Source organism: Falsirhodobacter halotolerans, from assembly GCF_022899245.1.
GTDB classification, from domain to species: domain Bacteria; phylum Pseudomonadota; class Alphaproteobacteria; order Rhodobacterales; family Rhodobacteraceae; genus Falsirhodobacter; species Falsirhodobacter halotolerans.
In genome coordinates this window covers 2,191,377-2,214,827 of the sequence record NZ_JALJAZ010000001.1, presented here as the reverse complement: position 1 = coordinate 2,214,827, position 23,451 = coordinate 2,191,377, and the positions used below count along the sequence as shown (strand labels likewise).

Here is a 23,451-nt window from a genome sequence, read left to right as displayed (position 1 = left end):
GCACCTTTGGCCTACATCAGGGGGCAAGCCTGATGGAGATGCGCGTGCCCCTGTCCTCCCTGACCGACTCTGTCACCCGCCGGATCGAGGGCACGATGGCCAGCATGACCGGGCTGATGGCCGATCCGGTGATCCGGCTGGGCGTCACGGGCCTGTCGCGGGCGGGCAAGACGGTGTTCATCACGGGGCTGGTCGCGAACCTGCTGGACCGGGGCCGGATGCCGCAACTGAAGGCCCATGCGGCGGGCCGGATCGAGGCGGTGTGGCTTCAGCCCCAGCCCGACATGACCCTTCCGCGCTTCGCCTATGAGGAGCATCTGGCCGCGCTGACCGGCGATACGCCGCGCTGGCCCGCCTCCACCCGCGCGGTGTCGGAACTGCGCCTGTCGTTCCGCGTGCGGCCCACGGGGATGTTCGCGGGCGTGCAGGGGGTGCGGACGGTGCATCTCGACATCATCGACTATCCCGGCGAATGGCTTCTGGACTTGTCGCTTCTGGGTCAGAGTTACGAGGCGTGGTCCGACGCCACCTTCGCCCGCATCGCGCGGCGCCCGCAGGCCCGCGATTATCTGGCGACCGCGCGGGCCGAGGATGGATCGCGCCCCTTGGACGAATCCCGCGCGCAGGCGCTGGCCGACAGTTTCACCGCCTATCTGAACGCCGCGCGCGAGGATGGGTATTCCGACTGCACACCGGGGCGGTTCCTGCTGCCGGGCGATCTGGCGGGATCGCCCGTGCTGACCTTCGCGCCCCTGCCGAAACCGGGCGATGCGCCCAAGGGCAGCCTGTGGCACGAGATGGCCCGGCGGTATGAGGGCTACAAATCCAAGGTCGTCCGCCCCTTCTTCCGCAACCATTTCGCGCGGATCGACCGGCAGGTCGTGCTGGTGGACGCGCTGGGCGCGATCCATGCGGGCCCGCAGGCGCTGGAGGATCTGCGCCGCACCATGGCCGACATCCTGATCGCCTTTCGCCCCGGCGCCAACAGCTTCCTCAGCCAGATCCTGATGGGCAAGCGGGTGGAGCGCATTCTGTTCGCCGCCACCAAGGCCGACCACATCCACCACACCCAGCATCCGCGCCTGACCGCGATCATGGAGGCGTTGTTGCGCGATGCCCGCGACCGCGCGAATTTCGCGGGCGCACGGACCGAAGCCATGTCGCTGGCGTCCCTGCGCGCCACGGTGGAGGAAACCGTGACGCGTCATGGCGAGACGGTGGAGGCGGTGCGCGGGCGGCTGATGGACGGGCGGCAGGTCGCGCTCTATCCCGGCGAACTGCCCGCCGACCCCGCGCGCCTTCTTTCCCCCGCGCGCGAAGGGGCGGAAGGGTGGCTCGATGCCGAATTCGCGCTCATGTCCTTTGCCCCCGCCCGCACCACCCTGCGCCCCGGCGAAGGGCCGCCGCACATCCGCCTCGACCGCGCGGCGGAGTTTCTGATCGGAGACCGGCTATGAAGAAACCCGTTCTGATGGAGTGGGAGGATCAGGCCGATCCCGCCGCCGCCCCGCCCGTGCCCGACCTGCCGCGCGAAGGGGCGATGGCCGCCGCCATCCGCATCGGCGCACGGCCCCGGTCGCGCCTGTGGCGGTTCGCGGTCTGGGCCTTCGGCGCGGCGGCGGGCTTTGTCCTGTCGGTCGTGGCCTATGATTTCGTGGCGTCGCTGCTGGACCGGAACACGGTGCTGGGGTCGATCGCCTTCGCGCTGATCGGGCTCGCGGCGCTGGCGGCGTTCCTTCTGGCGGGGCGGGAGGCGCTGGCCTATCTGCGTCTGGGCAAGCTGGATCATCTGCGGGCGGACACCGTGGCCGCGCGCGATGACGTGAAGGCCGCGCGCAAAGTCGCGGCGGGGGTGGAGGCGCTCTATGCCCACCGTCCCGACCAAGCCTGGGCCGTCGCGCGCCTGAAGGAACGGCAGGAGGAGACCTTCGATGCCGATGCCCTGCTGGAGATGACGGAGACCGAACTGCTCGCCCCCTTGGATCAGGCTGCGCGGCGCGAGATCGAGGGCGCCTCGCGTCAGGTGGCCATCGCCACCGCGCTGATCCCGCTGGCGCTGGCCGATGTGGCCACGGCGCTCTATGCCAACCTGCGGATGGTGCGGCGGATCGCCGAGATTTATGGCGGGCGGGCGGGCCATGTCGGCAGCCTGAAGCTGATGGGGCGGGTGTTCTCCTACCTCGCGGCCACCGGCGCGCTGGCCGTGACCGACGATCTGGTTCATTCGGTGGCGGGGGGCGGGCTGCTCGCCCGCGTGTCGCGCCGGTTCGGCGAGGGGATGATCAACGCCGCCCTGACCGCGCGGATCGGGGTGGCGGCGATGGAGCTGAGCCGCCCCATGCCGTTCCACGCCGCCCCGAAACCCCGCATCCCGAACCTTCTGTCCCGCGCGCTGACGGGACTGTGGGAGAAGGCCGATCAGCCTTCCCCTTCTCAGCCTTCCTCGTCGAACGAGAACTGATAGGTCGCGGGCATGAAGCGGAAGCCGTCATCGGTTTCGGCCACGAATCCCACTGCCGGAAACGGCATGTGATAGCCGATGAAGGGAAGACGCTCCTCGGCCAGCATCGACAGGATCTCGCGCCGTGTCGTGGCGGCGGCGGCCTTGTCCATGTCGAACCGCACCTCCCAGTCCGGGCGGGCCAGCGACCAGACGTAATGGTTCGTCGTGTCGGCGGTCAGCATCATCCGGTCGTTGGCATCGTTGGTCAGCAGGAAGGCCATGTGCCCCGGCGTGTGGCCGAACGCCTCGCGCGCGGTGATGCCGGGGATGACCTCATCCCCGCCCGCGATCAGGTCGAACTGATCGGCGAAGGGGCGGATCTTGGTGTCGAACGTCTCGTTCCCCGCGCCCATCCAATGCTCCATCTCCACCCGTCCCGCCACGAAGCGCGCATTGGGGAAGGTGGCGGTCGTGCCGTCGGAAAATCCGCCGATATGGTCGCCGTGCATATGGGTCAGCACGACCGTGGTGATGTCGGCGGGCGCAAGCCCCGCATCGGCCAGCGGACCAAGGATACCCTCGGGGGCAAGGCCCGTGTCGAACAGCACGACCTCATCCCCCGACCGGACCACGACGGGGCTGTAGCTGGACAGGCTGCGATCGTCGGGAATGAAGTTGGCCTGCGACAGGGCGGTGAAATCTTCGGCGCTTGCGTTCAGGCCGAAGGTTTCGTGCGGGTTGGTGCCCTGCTGCTGACCGGCCAGAAGCACGATCACGGTCATCGACCCGAAGGGGATGCGGTGGGCGCGCGGGTCGGTCATCGGCTGCACCTCGGGGCGGGTCGGGGGTTTGGCGGATTGGCTGGGGGCCTGGGCGAAGGCGGGCAGGGTGGCCAGCGGCAGGGCAGCGCCCGAGGCCAGGGCCATACGTCGGGTCAAGGTCATGGTGTCCTCCTGTGTGTGGAGGGGCAGATAGGTCATTCCCACCACGGGTCGATGGCGGCGATATCGTCGTCGGACCACCCGAAATGATGGGCCAGTTCGTGGATCAGCACATGGGTGACCAGTTCGGTCAGCGTGACATTCCCCCGGTCGCACCATTCGTCCAGGATCGGGCGGCGGAACAGGCGGATCATGTCCGGCCCCATCGGCTGGTCCATCACCGATTTCTCGGTCAGCGGGATACCCTCATACAGGCCCGTCAGCTCGTAGGGGTCGTCCATTTCCATCGCGTCCAGCAGGTCGGGGGACGGGAAATCCTCCACGATCAGAACCACGGCGCGGGCGGGGGTGCGCCAATGCGCGGGCAACGCCTCGATCGCGTCGCGGGCGATGGTTTCCACGGTGTCGAGGTCGGGGGCGGTCTGGTCCATGCCCCCGTCATACGCGGGCGTGCGCGCGCCGCCAAGCCCGTCCTATGCCCGTCCGATGGTTGTCGCAGACCTCCTGTTGACCTAGGTGGGACACAAAGGGCGGGCGCATGGACACGACAGACATCTTCATCATCGGCGGCGGCGTCAACGGGACGGGCATCGCGCGGGACGCGGCGGGGCGCGGCCTGCGCGTGGTGCTGGCCGAACAAGGGGATCTGGCGCAGGCGACCTCCTCGGCCTCGACCAAGCTGTTTCACGGCGGGCTGCGCTATCTGGAGTATTTCGACATCCATCTGGTGCGCGAGGCCCTGCGCGAGCGGGAGACGCTTCTGGTGGCCATGCCGCATATCAGCTGGCCCATGCGCTTCGTGCTGCCATGGCATGGCGACATGCGGTTTGCGGGGGAGACGCCGACCTCGCGCCTTCTGTCCACCGTCATGCCGTGGATGCGCGGGCGGCGTCCGGCGTGGCTGATCCGCCTGGGGCTGTTTCTCTATGACAATCTGGGCGGGCGGAAAATCCTGCCCGGCACGCGCAAGCTGGACCTTGCGACCGATCCGGCGGGGCGGGCGCTGGACCCGAAATTCCGGCTGGCCTACGAATATTCCGACTGTTGGGTGGACGATGCGCGTCTGGTCGTCCTGAACGCCCGCGACGCCGAGGCGCGGGGGGCGAGAATCCTGACCCGCACCCGCGTGACCGATGCGCGGCGGGAAGGGGACGTCTGGCGGATCGAGACGACCGCCGGCACGTTCCACGCCCGGGCCTTGGTGAATGCCGGCGGCCCGTGGGTGGAGCATGTGGTGAAGGACACCGCCCATGTCGCCACGCGCGAAGGCATCCGTCTGGTGCGCGGCAGCCATATCGTCGTGCCGCGCCTGACCGATCACGACCGGGCCTATTTCTTTCAGGGCGAGGACGGGCGCATCATCTTCGCCATCCCCTATGAACAGGATTTCACCCTGATCGGCACCACGGATCAGGATCATCACGGCGGTCCGGCCCATCCCGTCTGCACGCCGGAGGAGCAGGATTATCTGTGCGCGTTCGCGTCCCGCTATTTCAAGGTGCCGGTGACGCGGGATCAGGTCGTCTGGACCTATTCCGGGGTGCGACCACTTTATAATGACGGGGCGCAGGCGGCGCAGGCGGCGACGCGCGAATATGTCCTGAGCCTGGATGCCGACGGCCCCCCGATCCTGAGCGTGTTCGGCGGCAAGATCACCACCTATCGCAAACTGGCCGAAGGGGCGCTGGCCAAGCTGGCGCCGTTCTTTCCGCAGGCCACGGGGGCGTGGACCGCGCGCGTGGCCCTGCCGGGGGGCGATTTCGCCCATGACGGGGTGGGGGCGCTGACGGCCGCGTTGACGCAACGATACCCGTTCCTGACCGAGGCCTGGGCCACCCGCCTGATCCGCGCCTATGGCACCGAGGCGTGGGACGTGCTGGGACCCGCGCAGACCGTGGACGATCTGGGCCGCGATTACGGGGCCACGCTGCATCATGCCGAACTGGTCTGGCTGGCCGAACGCGAATTCGCCCGGACGGCCGAGGATGTCGTCTGGCGGCGCAGCAAGCTGGGCCTGCGCCTGACGCCCGACCAAATGTCCGAGATCGACCGTTCAATGAAGGCCAGACGATGACCATTCTTGCCATCGACCAGGGAACCACCTCCACCCGCGCGATCGTGTTCGACGACGGCTTGCGCCCGTTGACCACCGCGCAGCGCGAGTTTCCGCAGCATTTCCCCCGCTCCGGCTGGGTGGAGCACGATCCGGCGGACCTGTGGGCGACGACGCAGGCCGTGGTGACGGAGGCGGCCAAGGATCACAGGATCGCCGCCATCGGCATTACCAACCAGCGCGAGACGGTGGTGCTGTGGGATCGCAAGACGGGCGAGGCCGTGGCAAACGCCATCGTCTGGCAGGACCGCCGCACCGCGCGGTTCTGCGACACGCTGCGCGACGCGGGGCACGAGCAGACCATCACGGATCGCACGGGGTTGCTGATCGACCCCTATTTCTCGGCCACCAAGCTGAAATGGCTGCTGGACGAGGTGCCGGACGCCCGCGCCCGCGCCGAACGGGGGGAGCTGGCCTTCGGCACGGTGGACAGCTTCCTTGTCTGGCACCTGACCGGCGGCGCGCATGTGACGGACGCGACCAACGCCTGCCGGACGATGCTGTTCAACATCACCACCGGCGATTGGGACGCGGAGATCTGCGCGATGCTGGACATTCCCATGTCCCTGCTGCCCGAGGTGCGCGACAACGCGACCGAGTTCGGGGTGACGGAGATCCTGGGCTATCCCGTGCCGATCCTTGGCATGGCGGGTGATCAGCAGGCGGCGACGATGGGGCAGGCCTGCTTCGCGCCGGGGATGATGAAGTCCACCTACGGCACCGGCTGTTTCGCCCTGTTGAATACGGGGGGCGAGCGGGTGGCAAGCCAGCACCGCCTGCTGACCACCATCGCTTGGCGGCTGGACGGGCAGGCGACCTATGCGCTGGAAGGGTCGATCTTCATCGCGGGGGCGGTGGTGCAATGGCTGCGCGACGCGATGGGGGTGGTGGCCGCCGCCCCCGACACGCAAGGAATGGCCGAACGGGCCGATGACGAACAGGACGTGGTTCTGGTGCCCGCCTTCACCGGCCTTGGCGCGCCGTGGTGGCAACCCGACAGCCGGGGCGCGATCTTCGGCCTGACGCGCAATACGGGGCCGCAGGAATTCGCCCGCGCCGCGCTGCAAAGCGTCGGGTTTCAGACCCGCGATCTGTTGGAGGCGATGCGCGCCGACTGGTCCGGCACGCCCGACGTGCTGCGGGTGGATGGCGGCATGGCGCGGTCGGACTGGACGATGCAATTTCTGGCCGACATCATCGGCGCGCCCGTGGATCGGCCCCGCGTGACGGAAACCACGGCGCTGGGCGTGGCCTGGCTGGCCGGGTGGCAGGCGGGGATCTGCGGCGGGATGGACGATTTCGCCGCGCGCTGGGCGCTGGACCGCCGGTTCGATCCGGGGATGGAGGAGGCGGAGCGCGATCGTCGCTATGCCCATTGGACCCGTGCCGTGAAAGCCACGATCGGCGTTTGACGGATTGCGCAATCCGCGCCCCGCGGGCATCGTCCGGGCAACCTTGCCCCGGAGTTTCCCATGCGCCACGTCCTGACCGTCCAATGCCCCTCGCGTCGCGGGATCGTGGCCGCCCTGTCGGGGTTTCTGGCCGATCAGGGGTGCAACATCACCGATCTGTCGCAGTTCGACGATGCGCTGACGGGCATGTTCTTCTGCCGCGTCACGTTCGAGCCGGAGACGGGCGCCACCGCCGATGGCCTGCGTGACGGTTTCGCCCCGGTGGCCGAGATTTTCGGGATGGCCTGGGCGATCCACGATGGCCGCGCCCGCATGAAGGTTCTGCTGATGGTGTCAAATTTCGGCCATTGCCTGAACGATCTTCTGTATCGCTGGCGCATCGGGGCCCTGCCGGTGGAAATCGTGGGCGTGGTGTCGAACCATCTGACCTATCAGAAGGTGGTGGTGAACCACGATCTGCCCTTTCACCACATCCCCGTGACCCGCGCAACCAAGGCCGAGGCGGAGGCCCGTCTTGAGGCGCTGGTGGAAGAGACCGGGGCCGAACTGGTGGTGCTGGCGCGGTATATGCAGGTGCTGTCGGATGACTTCTGCGCCCGGATGTCGGGGCGGATCATCAACATCCACCATTCCTTCCTGCCGTCCTTCAAGGGGGCCAACCCCTATAAACAGGCGTTCGAGCGGGGGGTGAAGCTGATCGGGGCGACCAGCCACTACGTCACCGCCGATCTGGACGAAGGACCGATCATCGAACAGGACACGGTGCGCGTGACCCATGCCCAAAGCCCCGAGGATTACGTCAGTCTGGGGCGGGAGGTGGAGGCGTCGGTGCTGGCGCGCGCGGTCCATGCGCACATCCATCACCGCGTGTTCATGTGCGGGGGCAAGACGGTGGTGTTTCCCGCCTCGCCCGGCGGGTATGCCTCGGAACGGATGGGGTAGCGGCGCGCGGCTCGTGGTCCCATCGGGGACCGTCGCCGCGCGCCGCTGCCGCGGACGGTGTCAGCCGCGGATCGCCGCCAGCATCCGGTGCACATTGTCGGGATCGGCATCGGGGGTGATGCCATGGCCGAGGTTGAAGATATGCGGCCCCCCCGAAAATGCCCGGACGATGCGGCGCGTCTGGCCTTCCAGATTTGCGGGATCGACCAGATGATGCGGGGCGAGGTTGCCCTGCACGCAGCCCGCCGTCTGCACATTGGCCGCCGCCCAATCGGCATCGACCGAGTTGTCCAGTGCGACGGCATCCGCCCCGACCGCCTTGGCAAAGCCGACATACCGCTCCTTCGCCTCACGCGGGAAGGCGATGACGGGAATGCCGGGATGGCGGCGTTTCAGTTCGGCAATGATGCGGGCGGCGGGGGCGAGGGCGAAATCGTCGAAATCGCGACCCTTCAAGGATCCGGCCCAGCTGTCGAACAGCTTCACCACCTCGGCCCCGGCATCGATCTGGGCGGAAAGGTAGTCGATCGTCGCCTCGGCGATCCGGTCGATCAGGGTGGAGAAGGCGGCGCGGTCGGTGTCCTTGAACCGATGCGCCGGCGCCTGATCCGGGGTGCCGCGCCCGGCCACCATATAGGTGGCGACGGTCCAGGGCGCACCGGCGAAACCGATCAACGTCGTTTCGCGCGGCAGGGCGCGCGACAGGATGCGGACGGTTTCATAGATGGGGGAAAGCGTATCGTGAATGTCGCCCACGGGGCGCAGGGCCGCCACCTCCGCCGCCGTGGTCACGGTGGACAGGCGCGGGCCTTCGCCCTGAACGAAGCGCAGATCCAGACCCAAAGCCTGCGGGATCAGCAGGATATCGGCAAACAGGATCGCCGCGTCGAAGCCATAGCGGCGGATCGGCTGCAACGTCACTTCCGCCGCCAGATCGGGGGTGTAGCACAGCGACAGGAAATCCCCCGCCTTGGCCCGCGTCGCGCGATATTCTGGCAGGTAGCGGCCGGCCTGCCGCATCATCCACACCGGGGGCACGGGCAGCGTTTCGCCGCGCAGGGCGCGCAGGATGGTCTTGTCGGTCATGTCGGGCCTCCGCTTTCGAACCCGCGTTCATGTCGGGCGGGGCGGGTGATTGTCAACCCGCGCGCGGACAGCTAGACCTTCGGGCATGACCATGCCCATGCCCCAATCGCCCCTGAAGATCGGCACCCGCGGATCGCCCCTCGCCCTTGCGCAGGCCGAGGAGACGCGCGACCGTCTGGCCATCGCTTGGGGGCTGGAGCCCGACTGTTTCGCCATCGTTCCCATCAAGACCACCGGGGATCGGGTGCAGGACCGTGCGCTGCGCGATCTGGGCGGCAAGGGGCTGTTCACCAAGGAAATCGAGGACGCGCTTTTGTGCGGCGGCATCGACATCGCCGTGCATTCGATGAAGGACATGCCGGTGCTGCAGCCCGACGGGCTGATCCTGAACTGCTGGCTGGCGCGGGAGGACGTGCGGGACGCATTCCTGTCGCCGGTTTCCGGCGGGCTGCGGGATTTGCCCCGGGGCGCGGTGGTGGGCACGTCCAGCCTGCGGCGGCGGGCGCAGCTTCTGGCGCGGCGGCCCGATCTGTCGGTGGTCGAATTTCGCGGCAACCTTCAGACCCGGATGCGCAAGCTGGAGGATGGCGTGGCGCAGGCGACGTTCCTTGCGATGGCGGGCCTGAACCGGCTGAAGATGGCGGTCGGACAGACCCCGGTGGATGTGGACGACATGCTGCCCGCCGTGGCGCAGGGGGCCATCGGGATCGAGCGGCGGAAGGACGATGCCCGCGTGGCCCGCCTGCTGGATTCGATCCATCATGGTCCCACCGCCGACCGGATCCTGGCTGAACGCGCCTTCCTCGCAACGCTGGACGGGTCGTGCCAGACCCCGATCGCCGGGCTGGCCGAGGTGGAGGGCAGCCTGATACGTCTGCGCGGCGAAATCCTGCGCCCCGACGGGTCCGAAGTGCTTGCGGATGAACGCTCCGGCCCCGTCAGCCACGGACCGGCGATGGGCGAGGATCTGGCGCGCGATCTTCTGTCCCGCGCGGGCCCGGGATTTTTCGAGATCGGTTGAAACCCGGCAACGGCCCCCTAGCTGCTTGATCCGAACCTTCAAAAGGAGACGTTCATGGCTATTGTGAAAAAAGGCTCGGCCAAGTGGTCGGGCGGTCTGAAAGACGGCAAGGGGCACATCTCGACCGAGAGCGGTGCGCTGGCCGACCACCCCTATGGCTTTGCAATCCGGTTCGAGGGCGTCAAGGGCTCCAACCCCGAGGAGCTGATCGCCGCGGCCCACGCCTCCTGCTTCACCATGGCGTTGTCGAAGATGCTGGAAGAGGCGGGCCATCCGGCGCAAAGCCTTGAGACGACCGCCGCCGTCACGCTGGACCAGAAGGATGGCGGGTTCGCCGTCACCAAATCCGCACTGACGCTCACCGCGAAGGTGGATGGTCTGGATCAGGCCGCGTTTGACAAGATCGCGAACGATGCCAAGGCGGGCTGCCCGATCTCCAAGCTGCTGAACGCCGAAATCACGCTGGACGCGACGCTGTCCTGATCCTGCGGTGACCGACGATGGGCGCGGGGGGAAACCTCCGCTCCTTTTTCATGGGCGGGGCAGGGACCAGCACTGCCACAAGGTCGGCGTGCCCGACAGGTCCAGCACGGCATCATGGCGATGGACGGCCCCCAGCTTTGCCGTGGCCTTTTGCGACCGGATGTTCGTGGGCGCGATGTGGAACCAGACGGTGGCCACGCGGGCAAAGGCGTGGTCCAGCATCAGCTGCTTGACGGCGGCATTCACTGACCCGCCCCAATGGGCGCGGTTCAGAAACGTGAAGCCGATGGCGATGTCCTCCGGCTGATCGGGCGGGACATAGAACCGCGAGACGCCGATGATCGCCCCGTCCTTTTCAATGGCCACCGCCTTGCCCGCACACAGCGTATCGAAATAGGGGCCGAACACCTCCGGCTGCCAGCGATCATGGGCGGGATGACCGGCCCAGGTCGCCGGATCGGCGGCCGCGGCAAAGACGCCGCCGCGATCGCATTCCGTCAGCGGTCGGACAAGGATGATCCCGTCCGACAGCGTGGGTTGCGTGTCAAACGACACGCTCCACCATCATCTTCTTGATCTCGGCAATCGCCTTGGCCGGGTTCAGACCCTTGGGGCAGGTCTTGGCGCAGTTCATGATCGTGTGGCAGCGATAAAGCTTGAACGGGTCTTCCAGATCGTCCAGACGCTCGCCCGTCGCCTCATCCCGGCTGTCGATGATCCAGCGATAGGCGTGCAGGAGGGCGGCCGGCCCGAGATAGCGATCCTGGTTCCACCAATAGCTGGGGCAGGCGGTCGAACAGGAGGCGCACATCACGCATTCATAAAGACCGTCCAGCTTCTTGCGATCGTCGATCGACTGGCGCCATTCCTTGGCCGGGCGGTTGGTCTTGGTTTCCAGCCACGGCATGATGGAGGCGTGCTGGGCATAAAACAGCGTAAGGTCGGGAATGAGATCCTTGATCACCTCCATATGCGGAAGCGGATAGATCTTCACATCGCCCTTCACCTCGTCCAGGCCATAGATGCAGGCCAGCGTGTTGATCCCGCCGATGTTCATGGCGCAGGATCCGCAGATCCCCTCGCGGCACGAACGGCGGAAGGTCAGGGTCGGGTCGATCTCGTTCTTGATCTTGATCAGCGCGTCCAGAACCATCGGGCCGCACTTGTCCATATCAAGGAAATAGGTGTCCACGCGCGGGTTCTGCCCGTCATCGGGGTTCCAGCGATAGATCTGGAACTTGCGCACATTGGTCGCGCCCTCGGGCTTCGGCCAGGTCTTCCCGGTGCGGATTTTCGAGTTCTTTGGCAAGGTAAGCTGAACCATGATCCCCTCCAGTCAGGGCAGTCGGGTGTAGGGACGCAACGGCATCTCGCCCGAGGTGTTGTAGACGCAGGTCCGGTAAACCGTTTCCGGATCGCGCCGCATGAGATAGTCGGCGGAGGCGCTGAGCCCCACGCCGGTAAAGACGCCGCCCCCCGATCCCGCGCCGATCTGCACGAAACCGCTGGGCCGCTGGGCCGCATCCGCGCGACGGGCGCAGTTGGCTTCCGCCTGTTCGCGCGTGACGGGCCCGCAGGCCGCCAGCACGGTCAGAAGAAGCAGTGCCCCCCGCATCAGAAGCCCGCCCCCGGCAAGGTGGGCAGGCCCTGGGCCAGCAGGCATTGCGTGGTCGCGGGGCGGGTGACGATGCCCATGACCGTCTGCACGGTCGAGGTGCCGGCCCGCGTCCCCACATCCTGCGCCAGCGCGCCCAGTTCGGCCGAGGAGGCGTTGGTGATGACGCAATCGGTGGCCGCCGCCGCCTGACCCGAGGGCATGTATTGTGCCAGCACGGGGTTCACGACCGACTTTGCCGCCCGCCGCGTCACGGAATCCGTGACCGACGTGCAGGCCGTCAGCGCCGCGAGGGCGAGGAGGGCAACCGCGCGCATCAATAGACCCGCGCCTTGGGGGCGATCTTTTTCAGGTCGATCCCACCCTCTTCCAGCGTCGTCAGCGGGTCGAGGTGGACGGGACGGGTCGTCAACGTCACATCGGTTTCCGTGACATAGGCCAGGCTGTGCACGCGCCAGTTGGCATCGTCCCGGTCGGGATAATCCTCGTGGGCGTGGGCGCCGCGGGATTCCTTGCGCGCTTCGGCGGCGACGATGGTCGCCAGCGCGTTCGGCATCAGGTTCGCCAGTTCCAGCGTTTCCATCAGGTCCGAGTTCCACACAAGGCTGCGGTCGGTGACCTTCAGGTCGCCCATCTTGGCGGCCACGGCGCGCATCTTTTCCACGCCTTCGGCCAAGGTCTTGTCCGTGCGGAACACGGCGGCGTCGGCCTGCATGGTGCGCTGCATCTCCAGCCGCAGATCGGCGGTGGGGGTGGTGCCGTCGGCGTAACGGAACCGATCGAAGCGTTCGAAGATCGCGTCCACGGCGGCGGTGTTCACCGGGGCGTTCGCGACCGTGGGATCCACGACTTCCGCCGCCCGGATCGCCGCCGCGCGGCCGAAGACCACAAGGTCGATCAGCGAGTTGGAGCCGAGGCGGTTCGCCCCGTGCACCGAGGCGCAGCCCGCCTCACCCACGGCCATCAGGCCGGGGAAGGTGGCGTCCGGCGCGTCCGTCGTCGGGTTCAGCACCTCGCCCCAATAGTTGGTGGGGATGCCGCCCATGTTGTAATGCACCGTCGGCAGAACCGGGATCGGTTCTTTCGTCAGGTCCACGCCCGCGAAGATGCGGGCCGATTCGGAAATGCCCGGCAGACGTTCATGCAGGGTTTCGGGGGGCAGGTGGTTCAGGTGCAGGCTGATGTGATCCTTGTCCGGACCCACGCCGCGGCCTTCGCGAATCTCCATCGTCATGCAGCGCGACACCACGTCGCGCGACGCCAGATCCTTGTAGGTCGGGGCATAGCGTTCCATGAACCGCTCGCCTTCCGAGTTCGTCAGATAGCCGCCCTCGCCCCGCGCGCCTTCGGTGATCAGACAGCCGGAGCCGTAGATGCCCGTCGGGTGGAACTGCACGAATTCCATGTCCTGCAGCGGCAGGCCTGCGCGCGCCACCATCCCGCCGCCGTCGCCGGTGCAGGTATGGGCCGAGGTCGCGCTGAAATAGGCGCGGCCATAGCCGCCGGTCGCCAGCACCACCATCTTGGCGGTGAAGACGTGCATCGTGCCGTCATCCAGCTTCCACGCCACCACGCCCGTGCATTTGCCGTCGGTGATGATCAGATCAAGCGCGAAATACTCGATATAGAATTCGGCGTTGTTCTTGAGGCTTTGACCATAGAGCGTGTGCAGGATCGCATGGCCGGTCCGGTCCGCCGCGGCGCAGGTGCGCTGCACGGGGGGGCCTTCGCCGAATTCAGTCGTGTGGCCGCCGAAGGGACGCTGGTAGATCTTGCCTTCCTCGGTCCGGCTGAACGGAACGCCGTAATGTTCCAGCTCGTACACGGCCTTGGGCGCTTCGCGCGCGAGGTATTCCATCGCGTCGGTGTCGCCCAGCCAGTCCGACCCCTTGACGGTGTCGTACATGTGCCACTGCCAGTTGTCCGGGCCCATGTTCGACAGCGATGCGGCGATGCCACCCTGCGCCGCCACGGTGTGCGAGCGGGTGGGGAACACCTTGGTCACGCAGGCGGTGCGCAGGCCCTGTTCGGCCATGCCAAGCGTGGCGCGCAGGCCCGCGCCGCCGGCGCCGACCACCACCACATCGTATTCGTGGGTTTCGTATTCGTAAGCAGCCATCGGTCTTTCCTTCAGAGCGCGATCTTGACCAGCGCGAACAGCCCCAGCCCGATACAGACATAGCTGAAGCCCGTGACAAGCATGATCAGCGCCTGGCGGGTCATCCCTTGGGCATAATCCTCGATCATGATCTGGGCGCCGGATTTGAAGTGCAGCAGGCCGACCACGAAGGTCAGCCCCGCCACCACCGCCGGAACGGGGCGCGAGAAATAGGCGATCGCCGTCTCATAGTCGGACCCGAGGGTGGAGCCGAACATGAAGATGAAGATCGGGATCAGAATCGCCAGCGCGACCGAGGAGACCTGCATCTGCCAGTGATGATGCGCGCCCGAATGGGCCGATCCATGGCCCGCAACACGTTTGTAGTCGGTAAGATAACGCATGATGCCCCCTCAGACCACGATCACGGTGATGAGGGTCAGCACGACCGACCCCGCGATGCAGGCGATGCCCAGCTTTTCCGCCGTCGGAATGTCCAGACCACGGCCCGAATCATAGATCAGGTGGCGGATCCCGGCGAGGAAGTGATACCAGATGCCGACCAGCGACAGGGTCATCACCAGATCGCCGAACCACGAGGTGATGAACCCGTTGGCGGTGTTGTAGGCATCCTCGCCCATCGCGGCGGCGACGAACCACCAGACGATCAGCACGGTGGTGACGGCCAGCGCGTTCCCGGTGATGCGCGTCAGGATCGACGTCAGCATCGGAATCTGCCAGCGGTAAATCTGAAGATGCGGAGAAAGAGGGCGCGCCACCCGCTTTGCTTCGGCCATGATCGAACCCTTTATCTTGCTCGCGCGCCCGCAGGAAAAGGGGCGGGCTGGCTGGTTTTCGCAGTTCTGTCATATACGGTCATACGCGATTGTCACGTCGGACACACCCCCTAACGCAAGGAACGTGTCACCTGTGGCGTAAATTCCGCGTTTTGCGATCACAGGGATATTCCCCGTGATCACAAACTCAGTGCTGACCCAGTTTGGTCTCGGGTGTGTAGGTCCCCTCGGCCTCTTTGACGACCGCCTGACCGCAGCGCATCACGCCCTTTTCGGCGTCATAGGCGTAGGTGGGGCTGCCATAAAGCTCCCACCCTTTGTTCAGGGCATCGGTCACCTTGTGGCAAAAGGCCGAGGTGTCGTCTTCGGTCAGCAAGCGATACAGTTTCATGATGTCTCCTCAGGTCAGGCGGGCAATGGCTTCGGCGCGGGCGAGGGTGTCGCGCGCGGCGGCGGCGTGCAGGTTTTCAACGATGCGGCCATCCAGAACGGCCACCCCCCGGCCCGAGGCGGCGGCGGCCTCGAAGGCCTCGATCTCGGCGCGGGCGCGCTCCACATCGCCGGCGGTGGGACCGAACACCTCGTTCGCGACGTCGATCTGGACGGGGTGGATCAGGCTTTTGCCGTCGAACCCCAGATCGCGCCCCTGTTCGGATTCGGTTCGCAATCCGCCCAGATCCTTGAATTGGGTGAACACGCCGTCGATCACCGGCTTGCCCGCCGCGCGGGCGGCCAGGACCGCAAGGGACAGCGAGGTGAGAAGCGCGCCGCGCCCGGCCGCATCCGGCACGCGCAGGGCCCGCGCCAGATCGTTGGTGCCCATCACCAGGCCCGCGACGCGCGGATGGGCGGCAAGGGCGGCGGCGTTCAGGATGGCACGCGGCGTCTCCAGCATGACCCAGATCGGATGCTCGGTCTGGATGTCGAGGTCCGCCACCTCGCCCACCTTGGGCAGAAGGATCGCGTCGATCTCCATCCCGCGGGTGGCTTCCATATCCGCCGCGCCCCAGGGGGTGTCCGGGGCGTTCACCCGCACGATCCGCAGGCGGTGGGCGTAATCTGTGGCGGCCAAGGTGGCGGCCAATGTGGTCCGCGCCTCGTCCTTGCGGTCGGGCGCCACCGCATCTTCCAGATCGAAGATGATCCCGTCGCAGGCAAGGCTGCGCACCTTTTCCAGCGCCCGATCGTTGGACGCAGGGATATAGAGCAGCGAGCGCAGTGGCCGATCCGTCATCGGTCATTCCCGGTTTGCGGCATTCGGCGCGAATGGAGCATGACTGCGGACCGGCGGCAAGGCCTTGCGGGGGCGCCGCCCTGCCGCTACCACAGGCGCGGAACGCGGAGTGGAGGCCGCACCGCCCTTGCATAAGGGGCTGTCGGGGGATACCCATTTTCGCGTCACAATCCACAACGGACCCGGAGACATTTTCATGGCCAGACCCAAGATTGCACTGATCGGCGCGGGGCAGATCGGCGGAACGCTCGCCCACCTCGCGGCGATCAAGGAACTCGGCGACGTCGTTCTGTTCGACATTTCCGAAGGCACGCCGCAGGGCAAGGCGCTGGACATCGCGCAATCGGGCCCGTCCGAAGGGTTCGATGCGGTGCTGAAGGGCGCGAATTCCTATGAGGACATCGCGGGCGCGGATGTCTGCATCGTCACCGCCGGTGTTCCGCGCAAGCCGGGGATGAGCCGCGACGACCTTCTGGGCATCAACCTCAAGGTCATGAAATCGGTGGGCGAGGGCATCGCGGCCCACGCGCCGAACGCCTTCGTCATTTGCATCACCAACCCGCTGGACGCGATGGTCTGGGCGCTGCGCGAGTTTTCGGGCCTGCCGCACAACAAGGTCGTGGGCATGGCGGGCGTGCTGGATTCGGCGCGCTTCCGTCATTTCCTGAGCCTGGAGTTCAACGTCTCCATGCGCGATGTGACGGCCTTCGTTCTGGGCGGGCACGGCGACACGATGGTGCCGCTGGCGAAATATTCGACCGTGGCGGGCATCCCGCTGCCGGATCTGGTCAAGATGGGCTGGACCACGCAGGAGAAGCTGGATGCGATCGTCCAGCGCACCCGTGACGGCGGGGCGGAGATCGTGGGCCTTCTGAAGACCGGCTCGGCCTTCTATGCCCCCGCAACCTCGGCGATCGAGATGGCGGAAGCCTATCTGAAGGACCAGAAGCGCCTGCTGCCCTGCGCCGCCTATGTCGATGGGGCCTTCGGCCTGAACGGCATGTATGTGGGCGTTCCGGTCATCCTGGGGGCCGAGGGTGTGGAGCGGATCGTGGACATCCCGCTGGACGGCGATGAGAAGGCGATGTTCGACAAATCGGTCGATGCGGTGAAGGGTCTGGTCGCTGCCTGCAAGGGCATCGATTCGACGCTGGCCTGATGGAGGGCTGCGGCATCGTCTTTGGTGCGACCGGGCGGAAATACCGCAAGCTCGCCCAACGTGCCGCGCGCAATGTGCGGCAGGTGATGCCGCACATTCCCATCGATCTGTTCACCGACGAACCCTTGGACGACGCGGTCTTCGATCGCGTCGTCCTGCTTGAGCGTGGCAGCTATCGCCCCAAGATGGAGGCGCTGCTGCGGTCGCGGTTCGAGCGCACCATCTATCTCGACTGCGACGTGGTGGTGGTGAACGACATCACCGACCTGTTCGTGCTGCTGGAACGGGCGGATATCGTCGGCGCGCATGAGCAATACGGCTCGGCCCCCATCACCCTGCAAAAGGTGCGGCTGGATATTCCCCCCGCCTTTCGCCAGATCAACAGCGGCGTGTTCGGGATCCGCAAATCGGAGGCGACCGATGCCTTCGTGCGCCAATGGCGCGACGATTTCATCGATCTGAACCTGAAGGTCGATCAGCCGCTTCTGCGCGAATTGCTGTGGCAGACGGACCTGAAGGTGTTCATCCTGCCGTCCGAATACAACCAGATGCACTTTCCCTTCGTACGGGTCGCCTCGGACCGGATGATGGCCACGCGTGTGCTGCATATTCCGCGGATGCACGACAATGAACGTTATGCCGAGCCGCCGGATCAGCCGTTCAATCCGGCCGATTTCCTGCCGGCCGGCGCGCGTGACCGGTTCAACGCCATGTTGGCGACCGACCAGACCCTGCCCGGACACGTGGCCGAAGCGCGGGCCTTGCGCGGCGACGCGTTGCGCAGAATCCCGCTGATCCGCCGTTTTGCCGGGAACCTTCGCCGCCTGATGAGCTGAGTCGCAAGGCGGCGCGGAATGTGTGATCACGGGCAGATAGCATGTGATCACAAAGGTCGCTTTTTGGGCCGATTGTCGCGCAACCGGCAAGAATTCCATTTGATGCCCGCGCCAAGCATGTCATCCACGTGACAAATCAGCAGCGTGGGATATTGCCATGAACATTCATGAATACCAGGCCAAGGCGCTCTTGCGCGACTATGGCGCACCCGTGTCCGACGGCCGGGTGGTCCTGAAGGCCGATCAGGCGAAAACCGCCGCGGGCGAGCTGGGCGGCCCCCTTTGGGTCGTGAAGTCGCAGATCCATGCCGGCGGTCGCGGCAAGGGCAAGTTCAAGGAAGCCGAAGCCGGTGAAAAAGGCGGCGTGCGCCTTGCGAAATCGGTTGAAGAGGCCGAGGAACTGGCCAAGCAGATGCTGGGCCGCACCCTTGTGACGCACCAGACCGGCCCGGCGGGCAAACAGGTGAACCGCATCTATATCGAAGACGGTTCGGACATCGAGCGTGAGCTGTACCTCGCGCTTCTGGTGGATCGTCAGACTAGCCGCGTGTCCTTCGTCGCCTCGACCGAAGGCGGGATGGATATCGAGGAAGTCGCCGCGTCGACCCCCGAGAAAATCGTCAGCTTCTCGGTCGATCCAGCTTCCGGCCTGTCCGATTTCCACGGCCGCAAGGTTGCCTTCGCCCTCGGGCTGGAAGGCGCGCTGGTCAAGCAATGCGTGGCGTTGGTCAAGATCCTCTATAAGGCCTTCATCGAGAAGGACATGGAGATGCTGGAGATCAACCCGCTGATCGTGACCCCGCAGGGCCAGATCAAGGTGCTGGACGCCAAGGTGTCCTTCGACGGCAACGCCATGTACCGTCACGCCGACATCGCCGCCCTGCGCGACGAGACGGAAGAAGATCCCAAGGAGCTGGCCGCGTCGAAGTTCGACCTGAACTACATCGCGCTGGACGGTGAGATCGGCTGCATGGTGAACGGCGCGGGCCTTGCGATGGCCACGATGGACATCATCAAGCTTTACGGCGCCGAGCCGGCCAACTTCCTCGACGTCGGCGGCGGTGCCACGAAGGAGAAGGTGACCGAGGCGTTCAAGATCATCACCTCGGACCCGAACGTCAAAGGGATCCTCGTCAACATCTTCGGCGGCATCATGCGCTGCGACGTCATCGCGGAAGGCGTTCTGGCCGCCGTGAAGGAAGTCGGCCTGAAGGTTCCGCTGGTCGTGCGCCTTGAGGGCACGAACGTGGAGAAGGGCAAGGAAATCATCGCCAATTCCGGCATGAACGTCATCGCGGGCGACAACCTTTCGGACGCCGCCCAGAAAATCGTCAAAGCGGTGAAGGGGTAATCCATGGCCGTTCTCGTCAACGAAAACACCAAAGTCATCTGTCAGGGCATCACCGGCTCGCAGGGGACGTTCCACACCGAACAGGCGATCGCCTACGGCACGAAGATGGTCGGCGGCGTGACGCCGGGCAAGGGCGGGCAGGAGCATCTGGGCCTGCCGGTCTTCGACAGCGTGCATGACGCGGTGGCGAAAACCGGCGCGAACGCGTCGGTGATCTATGTCCCGCCGCCCTTCGCCGCCGATTCGATCCTTGAGGCGATCGACGCACAGATCGAGCTGATCATCTGCATCACCGAGGGGATTCCGGTCCTCGACATGATGAAGGTGAAGCGCGCGATCCTGAACTCGAACTCGCGTCTGATCGGGCCGAACTGCCCCGGCGTCATCACGCCGGATGCGTGCAAGATCGGCATCATGCCGGGTCACATCCACAAGCGCGGCAGCATCGGTGTTGTCTCGCGCTCGGGCACGCTTACCTATGAAGCCGTGAAACAGACGTCCGACCTCGGCCTTGGCCAATCCACCGCAGTGGGCATCGGCGGCGACCCGATCAAGGGAACCGAGCATCTTGAAGTGCTCGACATGTTCCTGTCGGACCCGGAAACCGAAGCGATGATCATGATCGGTGAAATCGGCGGTTCCGCCGAGGAGGAAGCCGCGCAGTTCCTGGCCGATCAGCGCCAGAAGGGCCGCTGGAAACCGACGGCGGGCTTCATCGCCGGCCGCACGGCCCCTCCGGGCCGCCGCATGGGCCATGCGGGCGCGATCGTCGCCGGCGGCAAGGGCGATGCGGAATCCAAGATCAACGCGATGAAAGAGGCCGGCATCGTCGTCGCCGACAGTCCGGCCCATCTGGGCGAGGCGGTGATGAAAGCCCTCGGTCGCGCGTAACGAAACCCTCCCGCGTCGCCCGGTCGGGCGGCGCGGACTTTTATTTGTGTCAGGTGCAGCCATGACGGAACAGAGCCCAAACAAGCAATTTCATGCCGCGTCCTTCATGGACGGCGCGAACGCGGATTACATCGACCACCTTCAGGCTCGGTACGCCGCTGACCCTTCCAGCGTCGATGCGCAATGGGCCGAGTTCTTCAAGGCACTGGGCGAGGATGAGCGCGACGCCAAGCGCGCCGCCGACGGCCCCAGCTGGGCGCGCGCCGATTGGCCGCCGCAGCCGCTGGACGACCTGACCGCCGCCCTGACCGGCGAATGGCCGATGTTGCCCGCCGCGGACGCCAAGGCCGCCGCGAAGAAGATCGCGGGCAAGGCGGCGGAATCGGGCGTCGGGATTTCCGACGACCAGCTGCAGCGCGCGGTGCTGGATTCGATCCGTGCGATCATGCTGATCCGTTCCTACCGCATCCGGGGCCATCTGGCCGCCGATCTGGATCCGCTGGGAATGCGCGAGGTGACGCATCACCCGGAACTGGATCCCAAGACCTACGGCTTCACCGAGGCCGACATGGATCGCCCGATCTTCCTTGACAACGTGCTGGGCCTGCAGGTCGGCACGATGCGGCAGATCCTCGATCTGGTGAAGCGCACCTATTGCGGCACCTTTGCCCTGCAATACATGCATATCTCCGATCCCGAACAGTCCGCCTGGCTGAAGGAACGCATCGAAGGCTATGGCAAGGAGATCGCCTTCACCCGTGAGGGGCGTCGTGCCATCCTGAACAAGCTGGTCGAGGCCGAGGGCTTCGAGAAATTCCTCCATGTGAAATACATGGGCACCAAGCGCTTCGGGCTGGACGGGGGCGAAAGCCTGATCCCGGCGATGGAACAGATCATCAAGCGCGGCGGCCAGCTTGGCGTGAAGGACGTGGTGGTCGGCATGCCGCACCGTGGCCGTCTGTCGGTCCTGGCCAATGTGATGCAGAAGCCTTACCGCGCGATCTTCAACGAATTCCAGGGTGGCAGCTTCAAGCCCGAGGATGTCGATGGTTCGGGCGACGTGAAATACCACCTCGGCGCCTCCTCGGACCGGGTGTTCGACGGCAACTCGGTCCACCTTTCGCTGACGGCCAACCCGTCGCATCTTGAGGCCGTGAACCCCGTCGTTCTGGGCAAGGTCCGCGCCAAGCAGGACCAGATGAACGATCAGGAAACGCGGGCGGCGTCGCTCCCGATCCTGTTGCACGGCGATGCGGCCTTTGCGGGTCAGGGCGTTGTGGCCGAATGCTTCCAGCTGTCGGGTATCCGCGGGCACCGCACGGGCGGCACGATCCACATCGTGGTGAACAACCAGATCGGCTTCACCACCGCACCGTCCTTCAGCCGCACCTCGCCCTATTGCACCGACATCGCGCTGATGGTCGAGGCGCCGATCTTCCATGTGAACGGCGACGATCCCGAAGCGGTGGTTCACGCCGCCCGCGTGGCGATCGAATTCCGTCAGAAGTTCCACAAGGACGTGGTTCTGGACATCATCTGCTATCGCCGCTTCGGGCATAACGAAGGCGATGAGCCGATGTTCACGAACCCGGCGATGTATCAGAAGATCCGCAAGCAGAAGACCACGCTGCAACTTTATACCGAACGTCTTGTCGCCGACGGGCTGATCCCCGAGGGCGAGATCGAGGATATGAAGGCGCAGTTCCAGTCCACGCTGAACGCCGAATTCGAAGCGTCGAAGGATTTCAAACCGAACAAGGCCGACTGGCTGGACGGGCGCTGGAAGAACCTCTCGCGCGAGGGGGAGGAATATCAGGCCGGGCAGACCGCGATTTCCGAAAGCACGATGGCCGAGGTGGGCGCAGCCCTGACCCGCGCGCCGGACAACTTCGAGATCCACAAGACGGTGGCCCGTCTGCTGGAAGCCAAGAAGAAGATGTTCGAAACGGGCACCGGGTTCGACTGGGCGACCGCCGAGGCGCTGGCCTTCGGATCGTTGGTCACCGAAGGGTTCCCCGTCCGTCTGGCCGGTCAGGATTCGACCCGCGGCACGTTCAGCCAGCGGCATTCGGCCTTCATCGAGCAGAACACCGAGGAGCGGTATTACCCGCTGAACAATATCCGCCAGGGGCAGTCGCGTTACGAAGTGATCGACTCCATGCTGTCGGAATATGCGGTTCTGGGCTTCGAATACGGCTATTCGCTGGCCGAGCCGAACGCGCTGGTCATGTGGGAGGCGCAGTTCGGCGATTTCGCCAACGGCGCGCAGATCATGTTCGACCAGTTCGTGAACTCGGGCGAATCGAAATGGCTGCGGATGTCGGGCCTGACGATGCTGCTGCCGCACGGGTATGAAGGGCAGGGGCCGGAGCATTCCTCCGCCCGTCTGGAACGCTTCTTGCAGATGAGCGCGCAGGACAACTGGATCGTCGCGAACGTGTCCACGCCCGCGAACTATTTCCACATCCTGCGCCGCCAGATGCACCGGGACTTCCGCAAGCCGCTGGTGCTGATGACGCCGAAATCGTTGCTGCGTCACCCGATGTGCATTTCGGACGCGGCCGATTTCACCGATGGATCGACCTTCCACCGCATCCTGTGGGATGACGCGGAGCGCGGCCATTCGGAGATGAAGCTGAAGCCCGATGCCGACATCAAGCGGGTCGTGATTTCCTCGGGCAAGGTCTATTTCGACCTGCTGGCCGAACGGGACTCGCGCGGTCTGGACGATGTCTATCTGCTGCGTCTTGAACAGTTCTATCCGTTCCCGGCCCTGTCGCTGGTGCGCGAGCTGGAGCGGTTCAAGGATGCCGAGATCGTGTGGTGTCAGGAAGAGCCCAAGAACATGGGCGGCTGGACCTTTGTCGAGCCGAACCTGGAATGGGTGCTGACGCGCATCGGTGCGAAACATTCGCGCGCGGTCTATGCGGGCCGGTCGGCGGCGGCGTCGCCCGCCACGGGTCTCGCTTCGAAACACAAGGCCGAACAGGCCGCACTCATCAATGAAGCTTTGACGGTAGGGAGCTGAC

At 65.8% G+C, this 23,451-nt stretch carries 24 protein-coding genes; 12 read left to right on the top strand and 12 right to left on the bottom strand.

The genetic code is table 11. The features are described 5' to 3' along the window. The first annotated feature begins 32 nt into the window (after positions 1 to 32). Together MU449_RS11540 and MU449_RS11535 are read left to right on the top strand one after the other, a co-directional pair. Positions 33 to 1,457, top strand: coding sequence for a YcjX family GTP-binding protein (locus MU449_RS11540; RefSeq protein WP_244738265.1), 1,425 nt, complete (start codon positions 33 to 35; stop codon positions 1,455 to 1,457). Beyond that, positions 1,454 to 2,461 carry a YcjF family protein gene (locus MU449_RS11535; protein WP_244738264.1) on the top strand — a complete coding sequence of 336 codons (1,008 nt, stop codon included), beginning with the start codon at positions 1,454 to 1,456 and terminating at the stop codon, positions 2,459 to 2,461. The genes MU449_RS11540 and MU449_RS11535 overlap by 4 nt, the downstream gene beginning before the upstream one ends. On the opposite strand, the gene MU449_RS11530 is transcribed toward MU449_RS11535, so the two are convergent. Together MU449_RS11530 and MU449_RS11525 are read right to left on the bottom strand one after the other, a co-directional pair. Continuing rightward, a complete protein-coding gene (locus MU449_RS11530; RefSeq protein ID WP_244738263.1) occupies positions 2,434 to 3,387 on the bottom strand; it encodes an MBL fold metallo-hydrolase in 954 nt (317 codons plus the stop codon). The two genes, MU449_RS11535 and MU449_RS11530, sit on opposite strands and share 28 nt — an antisense overlap. A 32-nt stretch (positions 3,388 to 3,419) precedes the next feature. Then, the gene (locus tag MU449_RS11525) at positions 3,420 to 3,815 is read right to left on the bottom strand and encodes a metallopeptidase family protein (RefSeq protein ID WP_244738262.1); all 396 of its coding nucleotides are present in this window, start codon (positions 3,813 to 3,815) and stop codon (positions 3,420 to 3,422) included. A 107-nt stretch (positions 3,816 to 3,922) separates the two neighbouring features. Between MU449_RS11525 and glpD the strand changes: the two genes are divergently transcribed. From glpD to purU, 3 genes are read left to right on the top strand one after another with little or no spacing between them, the layout of a single operon-like run. Then, positions 3,923 to 5,458, top strand: a complete 1,536-nt coding sequence (gene glpD, locus MU449_RS11520) for a glycerol-3-phosphate dehydrogenase (RefSeq protein WP_244738261.1) — start codon at positions 3,923 to 3,925, stop codon at positions 5,456 to 5,458. After that, complete coding sequence (glpK, locus tag MU449_RS11515; protein ID WP_244738260.1) at positions 5,455 to 6,909, top strand: glycerol kinase GlpK; 1,455 nt, start codon at positions 5,455 to 5,457, stop codon at positions 6,907 to 6,909. The genes glpD and glpK overlap by 4 nt, the downstream gene beginning before the upstream one ends. Before the next feature lie 60 nt (positions 6,910 to 6,969). Continuing rightward, a complete protein-coding gene (gene purU / locus MU449_RS11510) occupies positions 6,970 to 7,851 on the top strand; it encodes a formyltetrahydrofolate deformylase (RefSeq protein ID WP_244738259.1) in 882 nt (293 codons plus the stop codon). A gap of 60 nt (positions 7,852 to 7,911) precedes the next feature. On the opposite strand, the gene hemE is transcribed toward purU, so the two are convergent. Then, positions 7,912 to 8,937, bottom strand: a complete 1,026-nt coding sequence (hemE, locus tag MU449_RS11505; RefSeq protein ID WP_244738258.1) for a uroporphyrinogen decarboxylase — start codon at positions 8,935 to 8,937, stop codon at positions 7,912 to 7,914. 91 nt (positions 8,938 to 9,028) lie between these two features. On the opposite strand from hemE, the gene hemC reads away from it, so the two are divergent. Together hemC and MU449_RS11495 are read left to right on the top strand one after the other, a co-directional pair. Then, entirely contained in the window at positions 9,029 to 9,958 is a 930-nt protein-coding gene (gene hemC, locus MU449_RS11500; protein WP_425310426.1) for a hydroxymethylbilane synthase, read from the top strand. A 54-nt stretch (positions 9,959 to 10,012) separates the two neighbouring features. Beyond that, entirely contained in the window at positions 10,013 to 10,441 is a 429-nt protein-coding gene (locus tag MU449_RS11495) for an OsmC family protein (RefSeq protein WP_244738256.1), read from the top strand. Between the two features lie 48 nt (positions 10,442 to 10,489). On the opposite strand, the gene MU449_RS11490 is transcribed toward MU449_RS11495, so the two are convergent. The 9 genes from MU449_RS11490 to MU449_RS11450 form a co-directional block, all read right to left on the bottom strand. Continuing rightward, positions 10,490 to 10,996 (bottom strand): GNAT family N-acetyltransferase, encoded by a 507-nt coding sequence (locus tag MU449_RS11490; protein WP_244738255.1) that lies wholly within the window; start codon positions 10,994 to 10,996, stop codon positions 10,490 to 10,492. Further along, the gene (locus MU449_RS11485) at positions 10,986 to 11,765 is read right to left on the bottom strand and encodes a succinate dehydrogenase iron-sulfur subunit (protein ID WP_244738254.1); all 780 of its coding nucleotides are present in this window, start codon (positions 11,763 to 11,765) and stop codon (positions 10,986 to 10,988) included. Before MU449_RS11485 ends, MU449_RS11490 begins: the two co-directional genes overlap by 11 nt. Before the next feature lie 12 nt (positions 11,766 to 11,777). Further along, positions 11,778 to 12,056 (bottom strand): hypothetical protein, encoded by a 279-nt coding sequence (locus MU449_RS11480; protein ID WP_244738253.1) that lies wholly within the window; start codon positions 12,054 to 12,056, stop codon positions 11,778 to 11,780. Continuing rightward, positions 12,056 to 12,373 carry a hypothetical protein gene (locus MU449_RS11475; RefSeq protein WP_244738251.1) on the bottom strand — a complete coding sequence of 106 codons (318 nt, stop codon included), beginning with the start codon at positions 12,371 to 12,373 and terminating at the stop codon, positions 12,056 to 12,058. Before MU449_RS11475 ends, MU449_RS11480 begins: the two co-directional genes overlap by 1 nt. Further along, positions 12,373 to 14,175: a succinate dehydrogenase flavoprotein subunit gene (gene sdhA, locus MU449_RS11470; RefSeq protein ID WP_244738249.1), complete on the bottom strand. Its 1,803-nt coding sequence runs from the start codon at positions 14,173 to 14,175 to the stop codon at positions 12,373 to 12,375. Before sdhA ends, MU449_RS11475 begins: the two co-directional genes overlap by 1 nt. A gap of 11 nt (positions 14,176 to 14,186) precedes the next feature. Next, the gene (sdhD, locus tag MU449_RS11465) at positions 14,187 to 14,558 is read right to left on the bottom strand and encodes a succinate dehydrogenase, hydrophobic membrane anchor protein (protein WP_244738247.1); all 372 of its coding nucleotides are present in this window, start codon (positions 14,556 to 14,558) and stop codon (positions 14,187 to 14,189) included. Between the two features lie 9 nt (positions 14,559 to 14,567). Then, a complete protein-coding gene (sdhC, locus tag MU449_RS11460; protein WP_244738245.1) occupies positions 14,568 to 14,951 on the bottom strand; it encodes a succinate dehydrogenase, cytochrome b556 subunit in 384 nt (127 codons plus the stop codon). A gap of 187 nt (positions 14,952 to 15,138) precedes the next feature. Next, on the bottom strand, positions 15,139 to 15,342 hold the full coding sequence (locus tag MU449_RS11455; RefSeq protein ID WP_244738243.1) for a DUF1737 domain-containing protein: 204 nt from the start codon (positions 15,340 to 15,342) through the stop codon (positions 15,139 to 15,141). Between the two features lie 9 nt (positions 15,343 to 15,351). After that, positions 15,352 to 16,185 (bottom strand): HpcH/HpaI aldolase/citrate lyase family protein, encoded by an 834-nt coding sequence (locus MU449_RS11450; protein WP_244738241.1) that lies wholly within the window; start codon positions 16,183 to 16,185, stop codon positions 15,352 to 15,354. 196 nt (positions 16,186 to 16,381) lie between these two features. On the opposite strand from MU449_RS11450, the gene mdh reads away from it, so the two are divergent. The 5 genes from mdh to MU449_RS11425 all read left to right on the top strand — a co-directional run bounded on the left by mdh (position 16,382) and on the right by MU449_RS11425 (position 23,450). Continuing rightward, positions 16,382 to 17,344, top strand: a complete 963-nt coding sequence (gene mdh, locus MU449_RS11445) for a malate dehydrogenase (RefSeq protein WP_244738240.1) — start codon at positions 16,382 to 16,384, stop codon at positions 17,342 to 17,344. Then, positions 17,344 to 18,180 (top strand): putative nucleotide-diphospho-sugar transferase, encoded by an 837-nt coding sequence (locus MU449_RS11440; protein ID WP_244738239.1) that lies wholly within the window; start codon positions 17,344 to 17,346, stop codon positions 18,178 to 18,180. The genes mdh and MU449_RS11440 overlap by 1 nt, the downstream gene beginning before the upstream one ends. A gap of 157 nt (positions 18,181 to 18,337) precedes the next feature. Then, positions 18,338 to 19,531, top strand: a complete 1,194-nt coding sequence (gene sucC / locus MU449_RS11435; protein WP_244738238.1) for an ADP-forming succinate--CoA ligase subunit beta — start codon at positions 18,338 to 18,340, stop codon at positions 19,529 to 19,531. 3 nt (positions 19,532 to 19,534) lie between these two features. Next, a complete protein-coding gene (gene sucD, locus MU449_RS11430) occupies positions 19,535 to 20,422 on the top strand; it encodes a succinate--CoA ligase subunit alpha (protein ID WP_244738237.1) in 888 nt (295 codons plus the stop codon). 61 nt (positions 20,423 to 20,483) lie between these two features. Then, positions 20,484 to 23,450: a 2-oxoglutarate dehydrogenase E1 component gene (locus MU449_RS11425; RefSeq protein WP_244738236.1), complete on the top strand. Its 2,967-nt coding sequence runs from the start codon at positions 20,484 to 20,486 to the stop codon at positions 23,448 to 23,450. Position 23,451: the final 1 nt, after the last annotated feature.